18 protein-coding genes are annotated in these 26,872 nt (G+C 60.1%); 8 read left to right on the top strand and 10 right to left on the bottom strand.

From position 1 onward, the window contains the following. Nucleotides 1–12 precede the first annotated feature (12 nt). The 3 genes from ACLH0I_RS04685 to ACLH0I_RS04675 are packed head-to-tail and all read left to right on the top strand — an operon-like array spanning nt 13 to nt 11,860. Nucleotides 13–4,557 carry a neuraminidase-like domain-containing protein gene (locus tag ACLH0I_RS04685; RefSeq protein WP_411386439.1) on the top strand — a complete coding sequence of 1,515 codons (4,545 nt, stop codon included), beginning with the start codon at nt 13–15 and terminating at the stop codon, nt 4,555–4,557. Then, the gene (locus ACLH0I_RS04680; protein ID WP_411386438.1) at nt 4,554–8,999 is read left to right on the top strand and encodes a SpvB/TcaC N-terminal domain-containing protein; all 4,446 of its coding nucleotides are present in this window, start codon (nt 4,554–4,556) and stop codon (nt 8,997–8,999) included. The genes ACLH0I_RS04685 and ACLH0I_RS04680 overlap by 4 nt, the downstream gene beginning before the upstream one ends. Beyond that, nucleotides 8,996–11,860, top strand: coding sequence for an RHS repeat-associated core domain-containing protein (locus tag ACLH0I_RS04675; RefSeq protein WP_411386437.1), 2,865 nt, complete (start codon nt 8,996–8,998; stop codon nt 11,858–11,860). Before ACLH0I_RS04680 ends, ACLH0I_RS04675 begins: the two co-directional genes overlap by 4 nt. 6 nt (nt 11,861–11,866) lie before the next feature. Here ACLH0I_RS04675 and ACLH0I_RS04670 read toward each other — a convergent pair whose 3' ends face one another. The 4 genes from ACLH0I_RS04670 to ACLH0I_RS04655 form a co-directional block, all read right to left on the bottom strand. Continuing rightward, the gene (locus tag ACLH0I_RS04670; protein ID WP_250963940.1) at nt 11,867–12,235 is read right to left on the bottom strand and encodes a glyoxalase superfamily protein; all 369 of its coding nucleotides are present in this window, start codon (nt 12,233–12,235) and stop codon (nt 11,867–11,869) included. A gap of 124 nt (nt 12,236–12,359) precedes the next feature. Continuing rightward, the gene (locus tag ACLH0I_RS04665) at nt 12,360–13,832 is read right to left on the bottom strand and encodes an N-acyl-D-amino-acid deacylase family protein (protein WP_411386436.1); all 1,473 of its coding nucleotides are present in this window, start codon (nt 13,830–13,832) and stop codon (nt 12,360–12,362) included. Between the two features lies 1 nt (nt 13,833). After that, entirely contained in the window at nt 13,834–14,694 is an 861-nt protein-coding gene (locus tag ACLH0I_RS04660) for a MurR/RpiR family transcriptional regulator (protein ID WP_411386435.1), read from the bottom strand. Nucleotides 14,695–14,715: 21 nt separating this feature from the next. Further along, nucleotides 14,716–16,065, bottom strand: coding sequence for a gluconate:H+ symporter (locus tag ACLH0I_RS04655; protein ID WP_411386434.1), 1,350 nt, complete (start codon nt 16,063–16,065; stop codon nt 14,716–14,718). A 335-nt stretch (nt 16,066–16,400) separates the two neighbouring features. Here ACLH0I_RS04655 and ACLH0I_RS04650 point away from each other — a divergent pair, with 335 nt between their 5' ends. Next, nucleotides 16,401–17,846 (top strand): SulP family inorganic anion transporter, encoded by a 1,446-nt coding sequence (locus ACLH0I_RS04650; protein WP_250963944.1) that lies wholly within the window; start codon nt 16,401–16,403, stop codon nt 17,844–17,846. Nucleotides 17,847–18,142: 296 nt separating this feature from the next. Here ACLH0I_RS04650 and ACLH0I_RS04645 read toward each other — a convergent pair whose 3' ends face one another. Both ACLH0I_RS04645 and ACLH0I_RS04640 read right to left on the bottom strand, forming a co-directional pair. Further along, nucleotides 18,143–19,054 (bottom strand): LysR substrate-binding domain-containing protein, encoded by a 912-nt coding sequence (locus tag ACLH0I_RS04645; RefSeq protein ID WP_411386433.1) that lies wholly within the window; start codon nt 19,052–19,054, stop codon nt 18,143–18,145. Nucleotides 19,055–19,265: 211 nt separating this feature from the next. Next, nucleotides 19,266–19,856, bottom strand: a complete 591-nt coding sequence (locus ACLH0I_RS04640) for an NAD(P)H-dependent oxidoreductase (protein WP_250963946.1) — start codon at nt 19,854–19,856, stop codon at nt 19,266–19,268. 201 nt (nt 19,857–20,057) lie between these two features. On the opposite strand from ACLH0I_RS04640, the gene ACLH0I_RS04635 reads away from it, so the two are divergent. Further along, on the top strand, nt 20,058–20,372 hold the full coding sequence (locus tag ACLH0I_RS04635; RefSeq protein WP_207963412.1) for a putative quinol monooxygenase: 315 nt from the start codon (nt 20,058–20,060) through the stop codon (nt 20,370–20,372). On the opposite strand, the gene ACLH0I_RS04630 is transcribed toward ACLH0I_RS04635, so the two are convergent. Continuing rightward, nucleotides 20,362–21,126, bottom strand: coding sequence for a sulfite exporter TauE/SafE family protein (locus ACLH0I_RS04630; protein ID WP_411386432.1), 765 nt, complete (start codon nt 21,124–21,126; stop codon nt 20,362–20,364). The genes ACLH0I_RS04635 and ACLH0I_RS04630 overlap by 11 nt on opposite strands. A 215-nt stretch (nt 21,127–21,341) precedes the next feature. Between ACLH0I_RS04630 and ACLH0I_RS04625 the strand changes: the two genes are divergently transcribed. Next, on the top strand, nt 21,342–22,223 hold the full coding sequence (locus ACLH0I_RS04625; RefSeq protein WP_411386431.1) for a LysR substrate-binding domain-containing protein: 882 nt from the start codon (nt 21,342–21,344) through the stop codon (nt 22,221–22,223). 96 nt (nt 22,224–22,319) lie between these two features. Continuing rightward, a complete protein-coding gene (locus tag ACLH0I_RS04620; protein ID WP_411386430.1) occupies nt 22,320–22,664 on the top strand; it encodes a cupin domain-containing protein in 345 nt (114 codons plus the stop codon). Between the two features lie 192 nt (nt 22,665–22,856). Here the strand turns inward: ACLH0I_RS04620 and mmsB are convergent, their stop codons facing one another. Together mmsB and ACLH0I_RS04610 are read right to left on the bottom strand one after the other, a co-directional pair. Further along, entirely contained in the window at nt 22,857–23,744 is an 888-nt protein-coding gene (gene mmsB / locus ACLH0I_RS04615; protein WP_250963949.1) for a 3-hydroxyisobutyrate dehydrogenase, read from the bottom strand. 10 nt (nt 23,745–23,754) lie between these two features. Continuing rightward, complete coding sequence (locus ACLH0I_RS04610) at nt 23,755–25,281, bottom strand: CoA-acylating methylmalonate-semialdehyde dehydrogenase (RefSeq protein WP_411386429.1); 1,527 nt, start codon at nt 25,279–25,281, stop codon at nt 23,755–23,757. 140 nt (nt 25,282–25,421) lie between these two features. Here ACLH0I_RS04610 and ACLH0I_RS04605 point away from each other — a divergent pair, with 140 nt between their 5' ends. Further along, on the top strand, nt 25,422–26,369 hold the full coding sequence (locus tag ACLH0I_RS04605; protein WP_411386428.1) for a LysR family transcriptional regulator: 948 nt from the start codon (nt 25,422–25,424) through the stop codon (nt 26,367–26,369). Here the strand turns inward: ACLH0I_RS04605 and ACLH0I_RS04600 are convergent. After that, nucleotides 26,366–26,869, bottom strand: coding sequence for an OmpA family protein (locus ACLH0I_RS04600; RefSeq protein ID WP_411386427.1), 504 nt, complete (start codon nt 26,867–26,869; stop codon nt 26,366–26,368). The two genes, ACLH0I_RS04605 and ACLH0I_RS04600, sit on opposite strands and share 4 nt — an antisense overlap. Between the last annotated feature and the right edge of the window lie 3 nt (nt 26,870–26,872).

The following is a 26,872-nucleotide window of genomic DNA, read 5'->3' as shown; positions in this document are numbered from 1 at the left end:
CAAGGATTGAATATGACCGTTGCCATGAAAAAGCAGCTGGATGAAAGCCTGCGCGATGCGCAGTTGGCGTTCTACCTACACAAGATCGCGCCGGGCAAAAGCTTGCCAGGAACAGTGCGACTCCAGACTGCCCGAGACCTTTATGAATATTGGCTGCTGGACGTACTGGTCAGTCAGGATGTGCCCACCACGCCCGTGGCGTGCGCCATTGCCAGCCTTCAGCAATACATCAACCGCATCCTGATGAATATGGAGCCCGGTTACGACCGGGCAAGCATCACGCCCGAGCCTATGCAAACGTGGCGCAACGAGATGCATCAATACCCCATCTGGGCGGCCCATCAAAAGCTGCTTTATTTCCCGGCAAGTTATCTGGACCCCACTCTGAGGAACAACAAGAGCGACAACTTCCAGCAGCTGGAAAACGCCCTCAACCAGAACCGAATCCAGGCAGATGCGGTTCAGTCGGCGGTCATGGCCTACCTGACCCGATTCGAAGAAATCGCCAACCTGAATATTCTCAATGGCTACATCGACGGCGAAGACTTTGCCAACAGCACCTACTATTTCATCGCCAAGTCACGCACCGAAAATACCTATTTCTGGCGTTCGCTGAACATGGCGCAACGCCCGCTGAACGGTCCGCCACCACAGAGCCCTGCCATCGCCCACAAAGTGGATCAGCCGGATCCGTATGCCTGGTCGGATTGGGAAAAAGCCGATGTGCCGATTCCCGAAAGTGCGGTTGAACACTCGATCCGTCCTGTCTGGTTCAACAACCGTCTGTTCGTTGTCTGGGCCGAATGCATCCATCAGGACTCGTCGGCCTCCACAGCCCCATCGAGCGACGACGCCGTGAAGACGAAGACAAGTCATCCACTGCTGCGCTTGAGCTATTGCTTCAAAAAACAAGATGGCATTTGGAGTACCCCGCGAGTTGGCCTGCAGGGTTATTGCGAGGAAAAAATGCTGTGTGGCAGGGACCTTGATGCCATTAAATCATCCATCGGTACTGTAGCTGAGCAACACAATAAAGGCGCCCACGGTGCATTGTTTCTCACTCTGTACGCAGCAGGGCCCAAAACCGACGCCCCCCATAAAGCCGACAACGAATTTGCCTTCAATAGAACGATTTGTATCGACAGTAATCTCGCCACTACTAGCCCAACCTTCACCGAGAAAGAGCACATAGGGGCGGTCAACCAACGCATTCAAACAAGAATACTTTCAGAAATCGAAATCGCTAAAGCGTCTCTCCCAACGGACATGACCGCTCTCATGTCGAATTTCGAAAGCCAACAACAATGGATAAGCATCAAACCGGAAAAAAACCGGTCCGCCCAAGCGGTGACGCTACGCATGACCTCAAGCAGCGTCCTCAACGGAGCGGGTTTAGATACACCCCCTGAAACAATCAAATTGAGACTTGCAACCCGGCCCAATCGATCCCCGAGACTTCAACTTCACTTAGTACTTCCTGCCCGCAGCCTGCCAGACGCAGACTACGTGGTGCTTGAGCCGGGTTCAGAACTCACCATCAGCAGCTACACCCCGCTATCGCACCCGTACAAGCTATCGATCGACGGCTTGGCTGATGTGCTCAGAGACGCTGAACGTTCGCTCGGTATCACCCTGGGCGCAAATTCAGATCTTCGGGGAAAAGTTGTTTCTACAGCGGCAGTACGGCATCTGATTAAAGAAAGTAGACGCGGGAATGACAGCTCAATTTCCGGAACGGTAAAAAACGTAACGATGCAAGCCAACGGCACAGATCTCAACTTTGGTCAGGCAACCGTCAATCTTGATGAACCACTTTACCTTCAATATGTAATTTTCCGTCAGCCAACCACCTTGGCAACTCAACCGCCGTCATATAAAGACCTGACGGTGGTAGCGGAGTCCAAGCCCGCGTCTAAGCTGGTGGAGTCCTTCGAGTTCGCTTGGCACAGCAAGGATCTCAGCGGTGACGGCGATACTTTTTTTTGTGGGGTGGCCTTTGTCTACCCCAATGAACCGGAAACGAAGCGCTATTCCGCCCTTAAAGGCATCAAGCTGAACCGCATCCTTACGCGCCTCCAGGCCCCAGGCATTACCCCCTCATCGGCAGCCGGACTGGGCACCACCCAATTTATCGATTTCACCCATAGCGACGTCAAAACCAGCGATGCCGGAGGCCTACTCCGCCAGCCGATCAGGTTGAACACCACGTTCGCCGCAGAACTGATCCGTCGTACAGAGAACGGCCTGGATGAGTTGTTCGACTGGACGACACAACATTTGCCAGAACCGACCCTACCCGACGGCGTCAACAACGGGATGGACTTCCACGGCCCTTACGGCCGCTACTTCACCGAACTGTTCCTCTACTTGCCATGGCTGGTCGCCCATCGTTTGAACGCCGAACAGCGCTATGACGAGGCCGAACGCTGGCTGCGCCGCGTCTTCGATCCAAGTCGCGGCAAAGAAGACTGCTGGAGGGCCGTTCCGTTAATCGATAGCAGCACGCCTTCGTATGCCGACCAGGCGCCCCACGACCCTCATCAGATCGCGCTCAGTCATCCAGCTCACTTTCGCAAGGCGCTCTACTTCCTGTACCTCGACATCCTGATCAATCGAGGCGACGCCGCGTACCGCGAACTGACCCCTGACGGCCTCAGTGAGGCAAAGCTTTGGTACGTGCGGGTGCTGGATCTGTTGGGACCACGCCCGACCGTTCAACTCATCGATGATTGGGCGAGCATCAGCCTGCAAACGCTGAGCGAAGCGACCAATAAGAACTTGCGCGAATATGAACGATCGGAGCCCCACTCCCAGGCCTTATCGCCAGTCCGCGAGGGCACTTCGCACGCGTCATTGCCAGCCATCGATAGCCCGTATTTACGCCTACCGTTCCACCCGCAGTTGCTCCAGTGCTGGGACATTGCAGAAAGCCGTCTGTACAACCTGCGACACAACCTCGATATGGCCGGCAAGCCGCTGCATCTGCCGATATTTGCAGCGCCGCTGGACCCTCGCGTATTGCTCAGCCCCGCTGTCTTGAATACTTCGGACAATACGATTGAACGGGTGCCGCCCACAGCTATCCCGCACTATCGGTTCTCGGTCATGCACAGCCAGGCCTTGGGCGCGGTGGAAAGCCTCAGCCAATTTGGCGCCGTGCTGCTGTCGCTGATCGAGCGCAAGGAACAGGCACAGTTGCAAGAACTACAGCAGCAGCAAGCCTGGAACCTGGCGAAAATCTCCGTCGACCTGCAGCGCCAGTTCCTGAGCATCGACCGCCAACAACACCAGGCCTTGCTGGCCAGCAAGGCAATTGTCCAAGGTAGAATCGACCACTACAAAGGTTTGCTGGAAAGAGACATCAGCCAAAACGAGACACATGCCACCCAGTTCTACGTGGCCAGCGGCGGGCTTGAGATCGCGGCGGCGTCTTGTCAGGTCGCTGCGGGGGGACTGATGCTGGTTCCGAACATTGCAGGTTTCTGCTTTGGCGGCAGCCGTTGGGAAGGCCCGATGATCGCTGCCGGCGCAGCAGCCCACTCCGGCGCGCTTATGTCTCGTATGGCCGCAGAGCAGCTGGACCGTATGGAATCGTTCAATCGCCGCCGGGATGAATGGGTGCAGGGACACGATCAGGCACAACTCGAACTTGCCCAGGTGGATGCTCAACTGGCGCACTTCAACGAGCAGCAAACCGCCACGCGCCTGCAACTACGCCTGACTGAAACCGCCCTGAGCCAAACCAAGACCCATTATGACTTTCTCAGCAAACGCTTCACAACGACACAACTGTACCAATGGCTGAACAGCCGGTTTGCGCTGTTTTACCGCCAGGCCTACGACACGGCACTGGGCCTGTGCCTGGCCGCAGAAGCTTGCTGGCGATACGAAATCGCCGATTTCGACACGCAATTCATTCAGCCCGGCACTTGGAATACCACCTATCGAGGACTTGGCGCAGGCGAGCAATTGAAACTCAGCCTGTTGAACATGCAGGCCGAATATCTGCGCCGTAACCAGCGAGAGCTGGAGATCCGCAAGACGATTTCACTGCGCCAATTGAAAGACCAGACCAAGACTTCAACGATCAACAAGCCATGGCTGGACATGCATGCCGAACTGAAGAAAGGCCAATGCGAATTCGAGCTGTCCCAAGAACTGTTCGAGAGTGATTACAAAGATCAGAAGCACTACTTGCGGCGGATCAAAACCATCAGTGTTTCCTTGCCGACCGTTGTGGGTCCTTACGAAAACATCCGCGCCATACTGACCCAGACCTCTAGCAAAGTGTTCATGTCGCCTGATGCCAATGCACAAGCCATGGAGGGCCGGCGCGCCAACCAACAGATCGCCCTTTCCACCGGCGTCGACGACAACGGCCTGTTCACTTTGAACTTCAACGATGAACGCTACCTGCCGTTTGAATACACCGGCGCGGTCTCCCAATGGCAACTGACGTTCCCGAACCCCGAAGCGCAAAAAGACCTGCTCGACTCGCTCACCGACGTCATCGTGCATGTGAGCTACACGGCCAGGGTCGGCGGAGGTGTGCCATGAATGAACAAACCGCACTGCCGATCACCGCGCCGTCACTGCCCAAGGGGGGCGGCGCCATCCACAGTATCGGCAAAGGGTGGGGCGAAATAGGCGCCCACGGCACGGCTTCCTATGAGGTTGGATTGCCGATTTCTCCCGGGCGTGGCTTTGCTCCGTCCTTGACCCTGAATTACAGCAGTTCGGCCGGCAACGGTGTGTTCGGCACGGGCTGGGGATTGTCGTTGCCCAGCGTGGCGCGACGCACCAGCAAGGGCGTGCCGGCCTATAACGACGATGACGAGATCGTCGGCCCCGGCGGTGTGGTCTGGTTGCCCGAACATGGCATCAGTCCAACTCGAATCAATCGCTACAACGACCTGGACCTGGGCACGACCTACACAGTGACGCGTCACCTGCCAAGAATAGAAAGCAGCTTCGACCGGATTGAACATTGGTCGTCGGATGGGGATACACCGGGTTTCTGGCTCGTGCACGGGGCCGATGGCAGTCTGCATGTCTACGGAAAAAATCCCGAGTCGCGACGAACAGATCCAAAAGACGCAAGCCGAGTAGGTGAGTGGCTGTTGGAGGAAAGCCTGAATGCGCATGGCGAGCACATTCAATATGTGTACGCGGGAAATGGCGGAGCCCAACGCTATTTGAGCCATGTGCGCTACGGCAATGTGAAGGCCGACACCAGCCTTTACGCTTGGAAAACAGATCCGCCCACACAGGACCAATGGCACTTCGAGTTGGTGTTCGACTATGGGGAGCGAAGTACCGGGTATGAGGAGAAGCCGCCCTACGCAGGCCTGCAATCGCAAATACGTAGCGATGCGTTTTCCACCTTTGCCTACGGTTTCGAACTACGTACCGATCGCCTATGTCGCCAGGTATTGATGTTTCATCGCTTCCCCGAGTTGAGCGCCGATCCTGTTCTCGTACGGCGTGTGCTGCTTGAGTACCGCGAGACCTCCCTGGGATATAACCTCCTGAGTGCAGCGCACGACCAAGCGTTCGGCGACGGAGCAGTGCCTCAAAGTCGTCCTCCCATGGAATTTCGCTACAGCGAGTTCAACGGCCTGACCGATGTTGGCGCCTGGAAACGTTTTGAGGGCGTGCTCGACGGCAAACAGGGTTTTCAACTGGTGGATTTGTACGGTGAAGGGTTGCCCGGCGTGCTCCATCGACGCGACGCAGGCTGGTATTACCGTGAACCCATGCGCGCTAAAGCCAAGACTGATGAAGTGGCTTACGGTCAGTGGCAAGAGCTGCCCAAGACGCCTGTCACCGACACAGCGAAAACGCTGCGCCAAACATTGAGTGACCTCACAGGCGATGGTCGCCTGGACTGGATCATTGCCCAACCGGGGCTCAGCGGTTTCTTTTCGCTCGGAGCGGATCGCAAGTGGTCGAACTTCGCGACCTTCCAGGCATTTCCTAGCGAACTCTTCAGTCCGAAAGGGAATCTGGCCGACCTGATGGGTGAAGGGCTCAGCGACCTTGCCCTGATAGGCCCACGCAGCGTTCGCTTGTATGCCAACCAGCGCGAGGATGGTTTCGCCGCGGCGCGGGAGGTTTCTCGCGACGACGATGACGATGCCCTGCCGGTATTCGACGGGTCGCCTTGCGAGCTGGTGGCGTTCAGTGATCTGCTCGGCAGTGGCCAGCAACACTTGGTGCGCATTCGCCACGACGAAGTGAAGTGTTGGCCGAACCTGGGCCACGGGCGATTCGGCAAAGGCATCGTGTTGGATTTTCCGGGCCTCGCCTACCCCACCTTCGATGCCTCGCGCATCCGTCTCGCGGACCTGGATGGTTCCGGTGCCGCCGACCTGATCTATCTGCAAGCGGATCGAATGCTGATCTTCATGAACCGCGGTGGCAATGGCTTCGCTCCCGCAGTTGAGCTGCCCTGGCCGGCCGGTCTGCGCTACGACAATTTATGCCAGGTAAGCGTCGTCGACCTGCAAGGGCTGGGTTGCTCCAGCTTGGTGTTGAGCATGCCGCATCTGCCCCCTGCGCAACATTGGCACTACGATTTTGTCGACGAAAAACCCTATCTGTTGACCGTCACTTACAACAACATGGGCGCCGCCAACCGCATCACTTATCGCAGCTCGGCCCAGGAATGGCTGGACGAGAAAGCCTCGAGGGTCATAGCCAAAGAGTCCCTGGCCTGCCATGTACCGATGCCCCTGCACCTGGTATCGCGCCTGGTCCAGAGGGACGAGATCACCGGTAATCGCCTGACCCAGCGGTTTACCTATCGCCAAGGTTATTACGATGGCGTCGAACGGGAGTTCCGTGGCTTCGGCTTGCTGATCCAAACCGACAATGAAACCAATCCCAACGATGCCGATTCGCCAGGTTTCACAGAGCCTTGCTTGAAAAAAAGCTGGTTTCATACCGGCCAGGCAATGGACATGGACCGACGCGACTATCACGGTGCCGATTCGCAAGCCAAGGCGTTGGGTAAAGCCTTACTGTGCCGATACGACGAAAATAATAGTGAGGACGAACGGGTTGTTGCGACAGACGAAGCGACCAGACTTGAAATCTGCCGCGCCCTGAGCGGTCATTTACTGCGCAGCGAGACATACGCTGGGGGCAAAAACGAGACGCTGTATTCGGTCCAGGAAAACCGTTATCGGGTCCGTCTGCTGCAGGCACCCCAAGGCCCGCGGCGCTATGCTTCCCTGTTGCCACTGCTGCTGGAATCCATCAGCTATCAATACGAAGGCCAGAGCGACGACCCGCAGTGTCAGCACCTGATCAACCTGCAGCATGATCCATACGGTGCAGTCATTCACAGTGTGAACGTCCACTACGCCCGACGCAAAACGGCTGCCGACACCCCACCGTTCAGCGACCCAGACCCGCAACAATGGTGGCGGGATGCTCATGATCCGGCGCAACAGTTTTACTACCTGACACAAACTCGCGCCGAATTCATCAACCTGCAAACGCCTCAGGAATGGCGCCTGTGCTTACCTTATCGCCAGCGGATCAACGCGCTGGAACTGCCCAAGGCGACTGAAGCCGAAGGGCTGGCACCGGAGGATATTTCTTTTGAGAAGATTTCCGAACTCGTCGCAAGGCCAAGCTGGACGACCCAGGCCGTTCTCACCAGCCTGTCCGTAACACGCTACAAGGAGGCTTCGGCAAACAAAACCTTGCCTGACGGCAAAGCCAGCTTCGAAGCCCTGGTCGACCATTTGGAAACCGCCGAGCTGGACGAAAACGCTCTGCAAGCCTTCGACCTGTTACCGGAAGGATCTCGTCCTGAGGGAGCGCTGCTGAAAAAAATCGGCTATGAACCCATGACCGATTTCCTTCCCGCCAGCACCTCATCCAAGACGCTCTGGTCAGTCAAAAGTGGCTTCACGACCTACGCCGGTTTGGAAGGCTTCTACAAAACCAAGACCGTGCAGCCGAGCAACAGCCACGGCGTGACCCAGATCAGCTACGACCCATACACTTGCTTTGTAACCGGGTTCGAACTGCCCGATGGCTGCACCACCAAGGCGCGATACGATTACCGTACCTCCCTGCCCCAGCGCGTCGAAGACTCCAACGGTAACGTACAGGAAGCCCTTGCCGATGCCTTCGGCCAGGTACTGGCCAGCACCTTTTACGGCGACGAGAACAACAACGCTGTTGGCTTCAGACCGGTCGCAGCGTTCAAGCAATCGTCCAGGAGCGCGGCAGAAGCGATCACGCAAAGCCAGGACGCTTTGCAGGACGCCGCCACCGCCATCTATTACGTACCATTCAGTTGGATGGGAAAGGTATCGGCGTCAGCCCTGAACGACACCGACTGGCTAGCGCGCTGTGTGAGCAACGGTGATGTACTGCCGACCGGGCATATTCGCGCCTCGGCTCGCGCCCGGCTGTCGAAACTCGAGGTAATTTCTGCCGACGATAGAAAACTGAAACGCGAAATTCGTACCTCGAAACGCGAGCCGATACACGTCGCCACACTGGTCGCCGATCGTTACCCCAATGACGACCAGAAACAAATCCGCATCGCCATGACGTGCTTCGATGGCTTTGGTCGCCTGCTGCAAAGTAAGCAGCGGGTCGAATCAGGCATCGCTTACGTCGTGGATGCCAAGGGCGAACTGACACTCAACGAGGACGGCAAACCGCTGGAACAGATCACCGCAACGCGCTGGCTCGTCAGCGAACGGGTGGAATACAACAGCAAGGGCTTGGCGATCCGGATCTACCGTCCCTGTTTTGCTGACCAGCATCGCTACATCAATGATAAATCCTTTCGGCAGTTCGGCCATTGCGACCAGCAGTTCTACGATGCATTGGGTCGCCCTACCCATACCCGTCTCGCCAGACAGAATGGACTTTCCTGGATGCGCCGGCAGACCCGTCATCCGTGGTACACCGTGGACGAGGACGAAAACGACACGCTGGAAGAAGTAATGACAGCAGGGGGTGAGGCATGAGCGCACGACTTCATCGCAAGACTCCCGCCATCAACGTCGTCGATGGTCGCGGCCTGCCGGTGCGCCAGGTGGCTTATTGTCGAGGCAAGGAAGACGAAACACCTCAGATGCGCTCCAGCCGACAAGAGTACGACGTCGCCGGGCGGCTGGTTGCCCAGCGCGACCCTCGGCTTGCCAACGCAACTGACGCCAATCTTGCGACCGTCTACAGCCTGTCCGGCAAACCATTGCGAGTAAACAGCGTCGACGCCGGATGGCGCCTGAACCTGCCCGGCGACGCCGGACAGATTTTGCGCAGTTGGGATCAGCGAGGAAACCACTGGCAATCGACTTACGACAACCAACTGAGACTGATCACAGTCGAGGAGCAAGCTGCGGGAAAAGAGCTGCGTAACGTAGAGTGCTTGAGCTATGGCGACAGCTCGCAGGAGTCGGCGGCGCTCAATCAATGCGGCGCGCTCATTCGCCACGACGACAGCGCGGGCACGTTGATCGTCGACGAATATGCGTTATGCGGTAAACCGCTTGGCCAGACAAGGCACATGCTGATCGAGGCTGCACAACCTGACTGGCCAACCGACTTGAAAGACCGTGATGGTCTTCTTGAAAAGAGCGAAGGCTACAAAACGAGTTGGTCCTACGACGCACTGGGGCAAGTTATCCAGCAGACCGATGCCGCCCGACACGAACAGCACTACACCTTCGATGTCGCGGGCCAACTCAAATCCGCGAGCCTGAAAATAAAAGGCACCGAGGCCAAAAAAACGATTGTCGAAGACCTCGTCTACAACGCATTCGGCCAAGTCGAATCGCAAACCGCCGGCAACGGCGTGACGAGTCGCGCGATATTCGATCCAGCCAATGGGCGACTGACGTCGCTCAGCGCATCGGCGCCTGGCAAAACCTTGCAAGACCTCCGCTACACCTACGACGCCGTGGGGAACGTGTTGCAAATTACCGACAACGTCCAACCGGAGCGTTTCAACAGCAACCAACGGGTAAAACCCGTCAGCACCTTCACCTACGACAGCCTCTACCAGTTGACCAGCGCCACGGGGCGTGAGGCCGCCGGACTGACTCACCCTCCCGCCCTTCCTACCGCCGGTACGATTCCATTCGACCCCACGCAACTGTTCAACTTTGCCGAGCGATACACGTACGACGATGGCGGCAACCTGACCGAACTGCGTCATGTTCGCGAGGGGAATAACTACACCCGCACATTGAACGTGGCCACCGCCAGCAATCGCCTCATGTCTTGGAGCCAGGGCGAAGACGCAACCCAAACAACGATGGACTTCGATGACAACGGCAACCTGCAGGCCCTATGTCCGGGCCAGGCACTGGCGTGGAATAGTCGCAACCAACTCGACAGTGTGGTGCTGGTCAAGCGCGAAAACGGTGTCGACGACACCGAGCACTATGCCTACGACAGCAGTGGCCAACGCGCGCGCAAGATCAAGACAACCCATGCCGCTGCAATGATCCACACTGAGGAAGTCCGCTACTTGCCGGGCCTCGAAATCCGCACCCGTCATAACGAACGCCTGGAGGTCATCACCCTGCAAGCCGGACGCTGCAACGTGCGTTACCTGCATTGGACCGAAGGCCGACCGTCCAGGATCGCGGCCAATCAACTGCGCTATAGCCTTGATGACCACCTGGGCTCCAGCTCACTGGAACTCGACGACAAGGCCGACCTGATCAGCCAGGAAAGTTACCTGCCCTATGGAGGAACCGCTTGGGTGGCATCCCGCTCCGCCGTGGAGGCCGATTACCGGACCATTCGTTACTCCGGCAAGGAACGCGATGCCAGCGGGTTGTATTACTACGGGCATCGGTACTACGCGCCGTGGTTGCAACGCTGGGTCAGTCCCGACCCGGCGGGGGCGGTTGATGGGTTGAACTTGTATTGCATGGTGGGAAACAACCCGGTGAGGTTTGTCGATCCATCTGGGTTGATGAGGGCGGAGGAGCTTCGAGAGTTCGAAAGATGGGGACGAAGCAGGTCGCAGGAAATTATGAACTCCGCAATAGGTAACTTCTCCGATCCACTGATGCCGGATAACTACGATAAGTCGTCCGATCAGAAACTTAATACCGGGCTACTGAGTAAAGAGTTTCTCGCTCACTCCTATGGCTATGTAGAGGCTACAGAGGTTGGGTTCAGCGATTACTTCAACCTTCCCAAGCCTAAAGGCGGTATGACGAACTACAGAGGCGTGGACCGGTCCTACGATGGCCGTGCCAAGACCCCTACCCCCTCCAACTATTATTTGAATTACGGTACCTACCGGATCAGCAACATCCCTGACTATCTGAGCGACTTGTCCGAGCGATATGTTTCGGCCCGAAACAACCTGTTCCATTCCACTACCATAGAGGCAGATGTCCTGAGGGACGCTCCGACGCTAAGCAGGACGACCGAACAGGTCCATGAATTGCAACAACCGACCCGAGACTGGATCGCAAAACATATTGAGAAGATGGATGGGATAATGCCGACTCGTGCCGGTGGCCCTGGAACTCATGCGGAAGTCCGGCTGGCCAATGCAGTGGTAGCGCTCTATCCGGACAGAGCGGAAAGAATGCTGTCCAACACGACAATATTCACGGACACACTATTTCGGGGAAACACGCCCCAGTCTTTCCCCGCCTGCATCAACTGCAGCGGCATTCTTCCGACGCCGATCACCATACCCACCGGACGTACCCCCATCGATTATGCGGGATACCACTCTACCGTTCAGCGAATACAAAACGCATCAGGGTCACGACCTGAACGAGGGAACTCGCGCTATCAACCTAGAGGAGGAGGATCACGGCCTCGTCCCGGAGGGAGTAGAAGCGGCAGAAGGTGATGCTGTTCAGATACTAATGGCGCTGGTAAACACCAACCGATTCCCGAACGGATCACTGATCGCCATGTCCTGGCTGCCCCAGGGCATGGCCTGGATTTGTGGGTGGGCGTAGCGGTATTGCTTGGCAAGCAATTGCTGCTGGAAGGCTTCCAGCTCATCGGTTTCGATCCGCAGCGCCGAGCCCGGCGTGCAATCGCCATGGTGCTCGGACAGGTGCAGCACGCAGTCCCCGCGGGAGACTTGGAGGTAGAGGGGAAAGTTGTCACCGAAGCGGTGTTGCCAGTCAACGGTAAAGCCCAGGAAGTCGACATAGAACGCCAACGCCTTGGCTTCATCGAAGATCCGCAGGATCGGGGTGGTTTTACCGAAGCTCATGGGTTGCTCCCTGGCTGAAAAGACCCAGTGTAGATGGGTTGACTCCAATGCTTCGGCTTTAAACCCGGCTTCTTTAGTGTCGCAATGCCATTATTGTGACGCCAATTAACACCCCATTAGCCATTTACACGCCATTCGATGGACCAAAGCCTCGACGCAGATCGCCTTCGCGTGCCAGGAAGCGCCCCTCCCGGCGCCCATTCGCCTGGCCGTCGCGATAGCTCAGGACACCGTTGACCCACACACCGTCAATGCCTTCGGCTGCCCGCTGAGGTTCATTGAAATCGGCGACGTCCCGAATGGTGTGGGGATTGAACAACACCAGGTCCGCCCAATGGCCTTCACGGATTTCACCCCGGTGCTTGAGGCCGAAACGTGCTGCGGAAAGGCCAGTCATCTTGTGCACGGCGGTGTGCAACGGAAAAAGCCCGACGTCACGACTGAAATGTCCCAGGACCCGTGGAAAAGCGCCCCACAAACGCGGATGGGGAAACGGGTCTTCGGGCAAACCGTCAGAGCCGACCATGGACAACGGGTGGGCGAGGATCCGTCGTACGTCGCCTTCATCCATGCCGTAGTACACCGCGCCTGCCGGTTGCAGGCGCCGCGCCGCCTCCAACAGCGACACCTCCCAATCGCGGGCGATGTCGATAAGGTCGCGTCCGCCCACCGACGGGTGAGGTGTCGACCAGGTGATGGTGATGCGATGGGCATCGGTCACTTGCTTGAGGTCCAAGGTCGAGGAGCTGGCCGCGTAGGGGTAGCAGTCGCAACCGACCGGATGGGTTTTCGCCGCGTTTTCCAATGCCGCGAGCACCTGCGGGCTTCGTCCCCAATTACCGGCGCCGGCGCATTTGAGGTGGGAAATGATCACCGGACTCTGCGCATGACGGCCAATCTGGAACGCCTCGTCCATGGCCTCGAGCACCGGTTCGAATTCGCTGCGCAGGTGGGTGGTGTAGACGGCGCCGAATGCGCTCAATTCTTCGGTCAGTTGCATGACCTCGTCAGTGGACGCTGCAAAGGCGTTGGCGTAGGCGAGGCCGGTGGACAACCCCAAGGCACCGGCCTCCAGACTTTCGCGCAATTGCCGACGCATGGCGGTGATTTCTCCTACCGAGGCCGTGCGCAACAAATCGTCCATATGATTACTGCGCAACGCCGTGTGCCCGACCAACGCAGCCACGTTGACCGCTGGCGTCGCCGCTTTCACCGCTGCGCGATAATCGGCAAAGCGTGGGTAGGCGAACGCCTGGGCCGTGCCAAGCAGGTTCATTGGGTCTGGCGGATCGCCCCGCAGGCTCACCGGCGCGGCGCTGATGCCGCAGTTGCCGACGATCACCGTGGTCACGCCCTGGCTGAGCTTGGGCAGCATCTGCGGTTGGCGAATGACCACCGTGTCGTCGTGGGTGTGCACATCGATGAAGCCTGGCGCCAGCACGCGGCCGGCGGCGTCGATGTCTTCCACGGCCTGGGCATCGCGCAGCTCGCCGATGCGTTGGATGCGACCGCCGTGGATCGCTACGTCGGAGTGGTAGCCGGGCGTGTCGCTGCCGTCGATGACCAGCGCATTGCGGATAAGCGTGTCGTACAGCATGTCAGTCTCCCAGCGGCAAATGATCGTCGCCGCCGCGGTAATCGTCCAGGGCGAGCTTGACTCGCCGCAGGCGCTCTTGATTGTCTTCGGGATGGGCCAACGCCAGCTCGGTGGCGAGCACGTCGATGGCCAGCAGCATGCCGTAGCGCGCCGCCGTGGGTTTGTAGATAAAGGAAGTCTCGGCGCTTTGCAGGGGCAGCACGCAATCGGCCACTTGGGCCAGTGGCGAGTCGGCGCGGGTGATGGCCAGGATCGCCGCACCGTAGCTGCGGGCCAGTTCAACCGCACTCAACAGCTCCGGCGTGATACCGGTCAGTGAGCAGGCGATGACCAGATGCTGGTCGCTCAGCGAGGTGGCGGTGATGCGCATCATCACCGGGTCGCGGCAGGCGGCAATCGGGTAGCCAAAGCGCACCAGCCGCACTTGCAACTCCTCGCCGCACAGCGCCGACCAGCCACCCAGGCCGAACGCATGGATCATCCGTGCCTTGCCGATCATCCTCACGGCATCGCCGAATCGCGACTCTTCGAACCCTGACAGATGTTGGCGCAGTGTCGCTGCGATATCGCCGACGATCTGTCCATAAAACGCCGACTGCTCCGGCGCACCGGCCGGGTCGAGGAAACGGCTGCCGACGCCGCTGGCCTGGGCCAGTTGCAGGCGTAGGTCTCGCAGGTCGCGGCAACCGACGGTACGGGCGAAGCGCGACAGGGTGGCGCTGCTGACTTCCGCCCGTTGGGCCAGTTCATCGAGGCTGGCGGAGGCTGCGAAGCCTACGTCTTCGAGCATCAGCCGGGCGATTCTTCCTTCGCCGGCGCTGAAGGAATCCTGACGGGCACGGATCTGGTAGAGGATGTCCATGACGACTCCTTGCAGTGGCGGTCAAAGCACGCGCGCAAGCCCGAGGGTCAGGGCGAACGCGACCAGGGATATCAGTGTTTCAAGCACCGTCCAGGTCTTGAAGGTCTGCGTGACGGTCATATTGAAGTATTCCTTGATCAGCCAGAAGCCGCCGTCGTTGACGTGGGAAAAGATAACCGACCCGGCGCCGGTCGCCAGCACCAGCAGCTCGGGATGGGGATAACCCAGGCCAATCGCCACCGGCGCGACGATGCCCGAGGCCGTGGTCATCGCCACCGTGGCCGAACCCGTGGCAACCCGCATCAGCGCGGCGAACAGCCAGCCCATGACCAGCGGTGACAACTGGAATTCCTCGGCCAGGCCGACGATCTGCTGCGTGACCCCGGCGTCCACCAGGATCCGGTTCAAACCACCACCGGCGCCCACCAGCAAAGTGATGCTGGCAGTCGGCGCCAGGCATTCGTTGGTGAACTTGAGGATCGATTCGCGGTTGAATCCCTGGGCCAGGCCGAGGGTCCAGAAACTGAGGATGGTCGCCAGCAGCAGAGCGATCACCGAGTTGCCGATGAACAGCAGGAACTGGTTGAAACCGCTGCCCGGCGTGGAGATGAGGTTGGCCCAGCCGCCGATCAGCATCAGGATCACCGGCAGCAGGATGGTCCCCAGGGTCACGCCGAAACCCGGCAGGTTGGCTCGCGGTTCACGGTCGAGAAATTGTCGCTCCAGCGGGTTCTCGGCCGGTAGCTGGATGCGCGGCACGATGAACTTGGCGTACAGCGGGCCGGCGATGATCGCAGTGGGAATGCCGATCAGGATCGCGTACAACAAGGTCTGCCCCACCGAGGCCTGGAACGCCTGCACCGCCAGCATCGCCGCCGGATGCGGCGGCACCAGCGCATGGACCACCGAAAGCCCGGCGACCATCGGCAGCCCCACCATCAGGATCGACACGCCCACACGCCGGGCGATAGTGAACGCGATGGGCACCAGCAGCACAAAACCGACCTCGAAGAACAACGGCAACCCCACGAGGAAGGCAATGCACACCATCGCCCAGTGGGCGTTGCGCTCGCCGAAACGTTCGATCAGCGTCTGCGCCATACGCTCGGCCCCGCCGGACTCGGCCATCATCTTGCCGAGCATCGTGCCCAGGGCCACCACCAGCGCAATGTGCCCCAGCGTCTTGCCGACACCCGCCTCGTACGCCCCCACCACACCCGACGGCGGCATCCCGGCCAGCAACGCCAGGCCAATGGAGACCAGGGTAATCACGATGAACGGATTGAGCCGGTAGCGCGCGATCAGGACGATCAGCGCGATGATAGCGATGGTCGCATAGACCAATAGCCAATAACCGAAAGCAGGTGCCATGCGTTACTCCTCGAATGGGGTCACGTCGATGTGTTGTGAAACTCTTAAATCATTTCGACGAAGAATCTTCAAACCCGTTGAAAGTAATTTTCGCGCAGAGGTAAAACTTGTCGCTGACGGACAACGCGACACGGCGTTGATGAAAATTCAGCGCAAGATTTTCATCGCTTTTGTGGCGAGGGAGCTTGCTCCCGCTGGGCTGCGAAGCGGCCCCAAATTCACCAGCACAATCGACCAACGGCTGGCCGCCCCGCACTCAATTCCGTACCATCCGCACCTGTTTTTGCACCACTCCCCGGCAGCCGACGGTCCACCGGCGCCCAGTCAGGTAAATCATGAAACCAGCACGTCTTCGCGCCGACGCCCTCGCCGGCCTCACCACCTCTTTCGCCTTGCTCCCCGAGTGCATCGCCTTCGCCCTGGTGGCCCACCTCAACCCGCTGATGGGGCTGTACGGTGCGTTCATCCTCTGTACGCTGACCGCCTTGTTCGGCGGTCGCCCCGGGATGGTCTCAGGCGCCGCGGGGTCGATGGCCGTGGTGATCGTCGCGCTGGTGGTGCAGCACGGGGTGCAGTACCTGCTGGCGACCGTGCTGCTGGGCGGATTGATCATGATGGCGTTCGGGCTGTTGCGGCTGGGCAAGCTGGTGCGCATGGTGCCGCACCCGGTGATGCTTGGTTTCGTCAATGGCTTGGCCATTGTGATTGCGCTGGCGCAACTGGAGCATTTCAAGAAGGACGGCGTCTGGCTGAGCGGCACCCCGCTCTACCTGATGGCCGGGCTGGTGGCGCTGACCATGGCCATCGTCTACCTGTTGCCGCGCCTGACCCGCAGCGTACCGCCGGCCTTGGTGGCGATCCTCGGCGTTGGCCTGGCGGTTTATCTGCTCGGTCTGCCGACCCGGACCCTGGGTGACATGGCCCACATTGCCGGCGGCTTGCCGACGCTTGCCCTGCCGGACATTCCCTGGAACCTGGAAACCCTGCAAATCGTCGCGCCCTATGCGGTGATCATGGCGATGGTCGGCTTGCTGGAAACCCTGCTGACCCTGAACCTGACCGATGAAATCACCGAGAGCCGTGGGTATCCGGACCGTGAGTGCGTGGCATTGGGCGCGGCCAACATGGCCTCTGGATTGCTGGGCGGCATGGGCGGTTGCGCGATGATCGGCCAGACGATGATCAACCTCAGCTCCGGCGGGCGCGGGCGGTTATCGGGCGTGGTGGCCGGGGTGATGGTGTTGCTGTTCGTGTTGTTCCTGTCGCCGTTGATCGAGCGCATTCCGCTGGCGGCACTGGTGGGCGTGATGTTCGTGGTGGCGCAGCAGACGTTCGCCTGGGCCTCGTTGCGGGTGGTCAACAAAGTGCCGGCCAACGATGTGCTGGTCATCATCGCAGTGACGGTCATCACGGTGTTCACCGACCTGGCAGTGGCCGTGCTCTGCGGGATTATCATCGCGGCGCTCAACTTCGCCTGGCAACAAGCCCGGGAGCTGTATGCCGACACCCATGAGGAAGCCGATGGCAGCAAGCTGTATCGCCTGCACGGCACGCTGTTTTTCGCCTCGTCGACGCCGTTTCTCAACCAGTTCGACCCGGCCAACGACCCGGCCCTGGTGACCCTCGATTGCCGTCACTTGCGCTTCGTCGACTACTCGGCCGTCGCCGCGCTCAAGACCTTGCGTGAGCGCTACAGCAAAGCGGGCAAGCACCTGCGCGTGTATCACCTGTCCGAGCGCTGCAAACAAATGCTCAAGCGCGCGGGCGTGCAACACGACTGAAGCAACACCCACAGGGGGTTATAGGACTGATGAAGATAGAGTGGTCACTGGCGATCAAATGTGGGAGCGGGCTTGCTCGCGAATGCGGTGTGTCAGTCTGCGCCAATGTTGCCTGACACACCGCTTTCGCGAGCAAGCCCGCTCCCACAGGTCCTATGTTTTACTGACGGATCACACCATTTCTTCAAGAATCCATTCCACCACCGACGTCCGCTTCGGTGCCCACCCCAGCAGCTCACGGACATTGTTGCCGCGCACACTCATTGCCCAAATCACTCTTGCCTTGACGCTTCGAATCACCCCTTGAACTCCCGCGAGGCGTAGTCGGCGAGCTTGCCCTGGATGAAGTCCAGGAAACACTGGATCCGCAGGGCCAGTTGCGAATTGCGGTAGTACACCGCGTTGATCGGCTGGCGGTAGCCGCTGTTGGCATCGGCCAGCAGCACCATCAGCCGGCCGGCCTGAATGTCGTCGCGGGTCATGAAGTCTGACAGGCAGGCAACGCCCTGCCCTTGCAGCGCCAAGTGACGCACGGTCTCGCCGCTGGACGCGCTGATGGCCGGCTGGATCGCCCAGCGATCACCGTGCGGGTGACGCAGCGGCCACTGGTTGAGGCCTTCGTTCTGGGCAAACCCCAGCAGCGCATGCTCCGACAGTTCGGCGACGCTTGTGGGAGTGCCGTGCTGCTTCAAATAGGCCGGGCTGGCGAGGATGTGCAACGGGCTGCAGCCCAGGGAGCGGGCGTGGAGCGTCGAGTCGATAAGGGTGCCGATGCGGATGGCGATGTCAGTGCTTTGCTCCAACAGGTCGATGATCAGGTCGTTGCTGTTGAGTTCGAGTTGGATGTCCGGGTAAAGCCGGCGGAATTCTTCGATGTGCGGCACGATGGCGTGCAGCATGAACGGCGAGGCCGCGTTGATCCGCAAGCGTCCTGAAGGATTTTTCTGGCGAGACGACAGGCGCTCTTCCAGCTCATCCATCTGGTCGAGGATGCCTTTGGCCTGTTCGAAGAAATACTTGCCCTCTTCGGTCAGGTCCATGCGCCGCGTGGTGCGGTTGATCAGCGTGGTATCGAGCTTGGCCTCCAGCCGCGACAACGTGCGGCTGACTGCCGACGGCGTCTGCCCGACTTGCTCGGCGGCGGCGGTGATGGATCCGCATTCGATCACGCAGACGAAAATCTGCAACTCGTCGGATCTGGCTTTCACAGACAGCCTCTCGTGGAATGCACATCCAGTGTGAAGGATGCTTTTGTGGCGAGGGAGCTTGCTCCTGCTCGGCCGGGCTGGCGCTCCAGCGCGCAGCGGCCGCTTTTTGGGGGGCTGCTACGCAGCCCAGCGGGAGCAAGCTCCCTCGCCACAGAAGCCCGCTCGCCTTGGGTGCAGGATTGCGTTCGGGTAAGTCCCGATAGTAGCTGGATTACCGCGAAAGGCCGAACACCTCGCGCAAATGCCGCTCATACCGCGCCACATCTTCTTCGATGTTCGGGCGCTTCATCACATCCACGCACAGGAAGGTCGGCAGGCCGGTCATGCCGAGGAATTGATTGGCCTTGTGGAACGGGAAGTACACCGCGTCCACACCCTTGGCTTCGAAGAAATCGCTCGGGTCGTCGAAGGCTTGCTGCGGGGCGTTCCAGGTCAGGGACAACATGTACTGCTTGCCTTGGATCAGGCCGCCACTGCCGTATTTCTGCGAGGCATCGGAACGGGTCCGACCGTCACTGGCGTAGAGGCTGCCGTGGCCTTCGGTGAAGACTTCGTCGATGTACTTCTTCACGGTCCACGGCGCGCCCATCCACCAACCTGGCATCTGGTAAATGATCACGTCGGCCCAGAGGAACTTGGCGACTTCCTCCTGGAGGTCGTAGCCGCCATCGATGAAAGTGGTTTTCACATCAAACCCGCCACGGTCCAGCACGCTGAGCGCCGTCTCGTGGAGGGTGGCGTTGTAGCGACCGTCGGAATGGGCGAATTGTTTGCCGCCGTTGAGCAACAGGACTTTTTTCATGGGGAGCCTCATCGGGTTCCACAGCGTGGGCCGTTGGCTGGCCGCCGCATGGAAAGATTGAAATTGATGGCGGCAGAGTACCGACGAGCTTCGCGCGGAATAAGCACCGCAACGACAAAAGTGATTTGACCTATACGCAAGAATGGATAACCGATTGTTGCCGTAAGCTTCGGCACCTCTTTTAATTCAGGAGCCCTCTCCATGAGCGAACTGCACGGTTTCATCCTGCACGCCAAGACCCGTCCGGAAAAAGCCGAGGCCTTCGAGGCGCTGTTCCGCGCCTACGTCGAACCAAGCCGTGCCGAGCCTGGCTGCATCGAATATCACATGCTGCGGGACCAACAGGATCCAACGCTGTTTATCTTCTATGAGATCTGGGCATCCCAGGCACACCTGGAGGTGCATTCGAACCTGCCGCACATGAAGCAATTTTCCGAACAACGCATGGATTATCTGGAGCGCGACTTCGACATCCGCCGCGTCGACATGCTCAGCCCGTCCTCGGCTAGCCGCTGACCAGCAGATGGCCGCCGAGCGCACCGAGGCCGATGAAAAATACCCGTTTGAACAACACGGCGCTGATCCGCTGGCGCAGCCATTGCCCCAGCCACATCCCCAGCAGCGCCGGGGCCAGCGCCAACAACGAAGCACTCAATTCGCCCCCGCCCAGCGCGCCGCGCCACAACAGGCCGGCGGCCAGGGCCAGGGTCGAAACGGTGAATGACAGGCCCAGGGCCTGCACCAGTTCATCCTTGCTCAAGCCCAGCGCTTGCAGATAAGGCACTGCCGGAATGACGAACACACCGGTAGCGGAAGTGACGAGGCCGGTCAGCAACCCGCAGAGCGGAGCGATCCACGGCTCGGCATCGGGACCGACCCGCAGCGTCGGCAGCAACAGGCCACTCAGCGCATACAGCAACAACGCCCCGCCCAAGGCCCGCACCACCCAGGCCCCGCCTGTCATGCCGATCCACAGCGTACCGAGCCCGGTGCCAATAAAAATCGCGAGTAACAGCGGCCACAAGCGCCGGATCAAGTTTTGCAGATGGCCGCCGAACGCCAGTTGCCAAAGATTGGTCAGGGTCGCCGGGATGATCAGCAGCGCCGCAGCCTGCGCCGGAGCCATAGCCAGACCGAGCAAACCCATGGAGATGGTCGGCAGGCCGAGGCCGATCACGCCCTTGATGGTACCGGCCAGCAGGAAGGTGCCGATGACCAGTAAGGAAAGGGCCAGGCCGAGATTCTGATAGAAAGCGATGAGTGTGTTCATGGGGCTATCGTGCGCCCCGGGGCTTGGCTTGAAAATCTGCCATATACTGAGGGTGCCTCTCTTTCAGCAAGAGGCTGGAAATTTTTGTGGATGCTACTGGCGCCATCGCGAGCAAGCTCGCTCCCACAGGGGATTGCATTTCAAACTGTGGGAGCGAGCTTGCTCGCGATGACGATAAACCAAGCACCACAGCCCTTGAGACAGGATTCCCGCCCATGCACTTCGACCTCACCGACCTGCGCCTCTACCTGAACATCCTCGACACCGGCAACATCACCGCCGGTGCGGCTTGCAGCCATTTGTCCCTGGCTGCGGCCAGTGCGCGAGTGCGGGCCATGGAAGGGTCCCTGGGCATCGACCTGCTTGAACGCGGACGACGTGGCGTAACCCCAACGCCGGCTGGCAGGGCCCTGGCCGAGCACGCCCGGCTCCTGCTGCAACAGGCCGAACGCCTGCAACAGGACCTGGCCGAATACGCCAAGGGCGTCAAAGGCCGGGTGCGGCTGCTGTGCAACACCAGCGCCATGACCGAATACCTGCCCGAACTGCTGGCGGGCTTTCTCAAGACCCATCCCAACCTCGACATCGACTTGCAGGAGTTGCCCAGCTCACGGATCACCCATGCGCTGCGCGAGGGCGCGGCGGACTTGGGGATCGTTTCCGACGCGGTGGACACCGATGGCCTTCAGGCCTGGCCGTTTCGCGACGATCCGCTGGTATTGATCCTACCGAACGGACATCCCCTGGCTGACGGTCGAACCGTGCGTTTCAGCGAAACCCTCAGCCACGACTATGTCGGCCTGAACGCCGCCAGTGCCCTGGCGATCCACCTGGAAGAACAGGCCCTGCACATCGGCTCGCGCATGCAAATCCGCATTCGCGCCGAGGGTTTCGACGGGATGATTCGCATGGTGACCCATGGCGCAGGCATTGCCATCGTGCCGAAGGCGGCCGTCGATCGGCGACCGACCGAGCTGTCGTATCAATGCGTCCCACTGCACGAGGCCTGGACCCACCGGGCGCTGCTGCTGTGCGCCCGCAACTTCGAAGGTTTGCCCACCTACGCCAAGGCCCTGGCTCGGCATCTGGCCGATTGATGCGCGTTTCTGGATAGCCCGGTGTCGACTACAGACATCTACCCACCCCTGCCGCGCGTTAGGGTGCCTGTCCTCTTCCGCCCTTTCGGAGCTCACATGACCGCCCCCATCACCGTCCTGCGCGACACCCATCCGCTGCCCGTACTCGATGCCTGCAAATGGGAAAAACTCGAAGGCGACCCGCACACCGTCAACCTCAACGCCTACACCAGCGAAGACGGCAGCAAGATCATGGGCACCTGGATCTGCACACCGGGCAAATGGTATGTGGAATACATGAAGTGGGAGTACTGCCATTTCCAGGAAGGCTACTGCATCATCACCCCAGAGGGCCTGGAGCCGATCCATCTGCGCGCCGGTGATATTTTCGTCATCGAACCCGGCATGAAAGGCACCTGGGAAGTGGTCGAGACCGTGCGTAAATATTTCGTCTTCGCCTGAAACAAAAAACCGAGAGACCACCCGACGTGGTCTCTCGGAAAACAACCGTGAAAGCTTCACCGCTTCAGCACTGCCCTTTGGCGAGGGAGCTTGCTCCCGCTCGGTTGCGCAGCAACCGCCAACAAACAGGGCTGCTACGCAGCCCAGCGGGAGCAAGCTCCCTCGCCACAAAAGCCTCTCGATATCACAGGTTTACTGCGGCTTGCGATAGCTGTTCACAATCGCCGAAAAGTCCTTGCCGCCCTCGCCCCGCTGGCTCATCGCCTGGTACAACTGTTGCGCCACAGCCCCCAGCACCACCGGCTGATGGGCCTGCCGCGCGGCTTCGGTCGCCAGGCCCAGGTCCTTGAGCATCAGGTCGGCGCCAAAGCCACCCGTATAGCCACGGGACGCCGGGGCCGTTTCGATCACGCCCGGCCACGGGTTGTAGGTATCCGAACTCCAGCAGCGGCCCGTTGAGCTATTGATGATGCCGGCCAGCACTTGGGTGTCGATCCCCAAGGCATCGCCCAGGGCCATGGCTTCGCTGACGCCCACCATGGAAATTCCCAGCAGCAGGTTGTTGCAGATCTTGGCGATCTGCCCGGTACCGACTTCACCACAATGCACAATGTTACGACCCATTTGCGCCAGCACCGGTTGCAAGGTGGCAAACAACTCAGCCGTGGCGCCGACCATGAAGGTCAACGTGCCCGCCGCCGCGCCGCCAGTGCCGCCCGAGACCGGCGCATCGGCCATCGCCACGCCTTGTTTCGCCGCGGCAGCCGCTACGTCACGGGCGGTTTGCGGATCGATGGTGCTGCAATCCACTGCCGGCGTGCCAGCGGCGATACCGGCCAGCACACCGTCTTCACCCAGCCAGACACTGCGCACATGGGCGGCGGCCGGCAGCATGGTGATGACCATTGCCGCGCCCTGGGCTGCGTCGCGCGGCGAGGCGCTGATGGTACCGCCCAATGCTGCCAGTTCGGCCAGTACCGTCTGGTTCAGGTCGAACAGGTTCAGCGAATGGCCGGCCTTGAGCAGGTTGCGCGCCATCGGGGCGCCCATGTTGCCCAGGCCGATAAATGCGATGTTCATGTCCGGCTCCTTAACGCAAATTGATGGTGGTGTTCACACCGTCATTGACGCTGTCGTCATCGAACCAGCGCGCGGTCACGGTCTTGGTCTGAGTGTAGAACTGCACCACTTGTTTGCCGTACGGGCCGAGGTCGCCGAGTTTCGAACCGCGGGAACCAGTGAAGCTGAAGAACGGCACCGGCACCGGAATCGGGATGTTGATGCCCACCTGACCGACGTCGATTTCGCTCTGGAATTTGCGCGCCGCCGCACCGCTCTGGGTGAACAGGCCCGTGCCGTTGCCGAATGGGTTGGCGTTGACCAGGGCAATCGCCTGGTCGAGGGTGTCGACTTCCAACACCACCAGCACCGGCCCGAAGATTTCTTCGGTGTAGATGCGCATGTCGGTGGTCACGCCGGAAAACAGGGTCGGGCCGACAAAGTTGCCTTGCTCGAAGCCCGGCACGCTGATGCCTCGGCCATCGAGTTCCAGCTTCGCGCCTTGCTTCACGCCATTCTCGATCAACTCGAGGATCCGCGCCTTGGCCCGCTTGGAAATCACCGGGCCGACATCCGTGCCCGGCTCGCTGCCGGCGTTGACCTTGAGCTTCTGCGCCAAGGCCTTGAGTTCCGGCAACCACTGCTTGGCCGCGCCCACCATCACCACCACGGAGGTGGCCATGCAGCGCTGGCCCGCCGCGCCGAAACCGGCACCGACCAGGGCGTTGAGGGTTTGTTCACGATTGGCATCAGGCAACACCACCGCGTGGTTCTTGGCGCCCATCATCGATTGCACGCGCTTGCCATGGCGACCCGCCAGGTCATAGACATGGGTGCCGACCGCAGTCGAACCGACAAAGGAAACGGCCTTGATGTCCTTGTGGGTGCAGAGTGCATCCACCACGTCCTTGCCGCCGTGCACCACATTGAGCACACCCGCCGGTACGCCGGCCTCGATGGCCAGCTCAACCAGCAGCATGGTCGACAGCGGATCCTGTTCCGACGGCTTGAGCACGAACGTGTTGCCGCAGGCGATGGCCATCGGGAACATCCACAGCGGAATCATCGCCGGGAAGTTGAACGGCGTAATACCCGCGCACACGCCGATCGGCTGGCGCAGCGTGTAGGTGTCCACGCCACCGGCGACGTTCTCGGCGAACTCGCCCATTTGCAGGGTACCGATGGAGCAAGCGTGCTCGACCACTTCCAGGCCACGGAAAATATCACCCTCGGCGTCAGCGATGGTCTTGCCCTGCTCGGCGCTGAGCACCGCGGCGATGCGCTTGGAATGCTCGCGGATCAATGCCTGGAGCTTGAGCATGATGCGCATCCGCGCGCCGATGGGCGTCAATTTCCAGGTCTGGAACGCACGCTGGGCAGCGGCAATGGCGGCATCGACTTCCGCGGCCGTGGCGAACGGAACCTTCGCCAACACCTGCTGGGTGGCCGGGTTGACGATGTCGTGCCATTCGCTGGATTGGGATTCGACCCACTCGCCATCGATCAGCAGTCTGACGGTTTGCAGGGTGGTATCGCTGGGCGTAAGGGAAACGTTCATGCTGGCCTCCGGGATTGTTCTTATGAGAGAGCGCTGGTTCAGCAAAGACCAAGGTGCGCGAGCACGGTTGGTGATGAGACGGTTTTTGGAGTATAGATGTGCAAACTTCTAATAAGAATGCACATAAAAGCCGGTCCATCATGCAAAAAAACATCACCTCCCTGGGGTCGCTGAATTGGGACGACCTCAAGTTTTTCCTCGAAGTGGCCCGCACCCGCAAGGCCAGCACGGCCGCCAAGCGCCTGGCCGTCGACTACACCACGGTGTCGCGACGCATCAGCTCGCTGGAAGCCTCGTTGGGCACGCTGCTGTTCGAGAAATCCCGGACCAACGGGTTTGTCCTGACGGCCGAAGGCCAGCGCTTGCTGGGTTATGCCGAATCGATCGAAAGCACTTTGCACATGGCCTGCGAGCAGGTCTCGGGCTCTGGCGTCGCGTTGTCCGGCCACGTGCGCATGGGCTGCACCGAAGGCTTCGGCAGCTTCTTCATCACCCCGCAGTTGAGCCACTTCGTCGACGCCTACCCAGCCATCTCGGTGGACATCCTGCCGCTGCCACACTTCATCAGCCTGTCCAAGCGCGAGGCCGACATCGTCATCGCCCTCGAACGCCCCGAACACGGCCCGTATGTGTGCTGCAAACTGTGCGACTACCGACTGCAGCTCTACGCCACCCAGCCTTACCTGGACAATCACCCACCGATCCAGCGCCCGGCCGACCTGACCAGGCACTCATTCATCAGCTACGTGGATGACCTGGCGTTCAGTTCCGAGTTGCTCTACCTGGCCAACGTCCTGCCCGGCGCCAATGCCCACCTGCGCAGCACCAGTGTGATCGCGCAATTCGTGGCAGCGCAGCAAGGCCGTTCGCTGGCAATCCTGCCCTGCTTCCTCGCCGCCCAGGATCCACGGCTGTTGCCGGTGCTGCCGGAGGAAATCAACGTCACCCGGCAGTTCTGGATGTACTGCCGGGAGGATTTGAGGAAGTTGAAGCGGATTACGCTGTTGTGGGATTACATCCGCGAGGTGACTGAACAGAACCGGCCATTGCTGATGGGTGAGCGTCGGGAGATGGTATTCGCCGACTAGTCGGCGATGACCACGATGGCGACGCGGCGGTTTTCGGTGCGGCCCTCGACCGTATCGTTGGACGCGACCGGCTTGCTGCTACCGAGCCCGCGCAACTGAACGTTCTCTTCGCGCATGCCAACGCTGGCCAGCACCTTGCTCACGCTCGCGGCCCGACGCTTCGACAGTTGTTCGTTGTAGGCCTGGGAGCCCGATGCGTCGGTATGACCATCGACGCGTACCCGCTCGATGCCCACCCCCAGCAGCGCCTTGCCAATGCGCTCGACGATTTCGGTACTGGCCGGGTTGAGGTTTTCCACATCGCTGCCAAACAGCACCTTGCCCGACAAACCGAAGGCCCAGCCATCGTCAGTCAGTTCGAAACCTTGTTGCTTGAGTACGGCAATTTGCGCCGGGGTCAGGCCTTTCGGCGGTGCCGTCTGGCAACCGCTCAGGGCCACGACGGCAAGCAGGAAAAGCGCCGCGAACCAGCGCAGGGAAATTTGAAGGGATGAACGCACGAG

Origin of the sequence: Pseudomonas sp. MPB03, assembly GCF_046605385.1 — a bacterium.
Taxonomy (GTDB): Bacteria; Pseudomonadota; Gammaproteobacteria; order Pseudomonadales; family Pseudomonadaceae; genus Aquipseudomonas; species Aquipseudomonas zanjanensis.
Note: the sequence above shows the minus strand (reverse complement) of the source record. Positions and strands in the feature narration are given on the sequence as shown.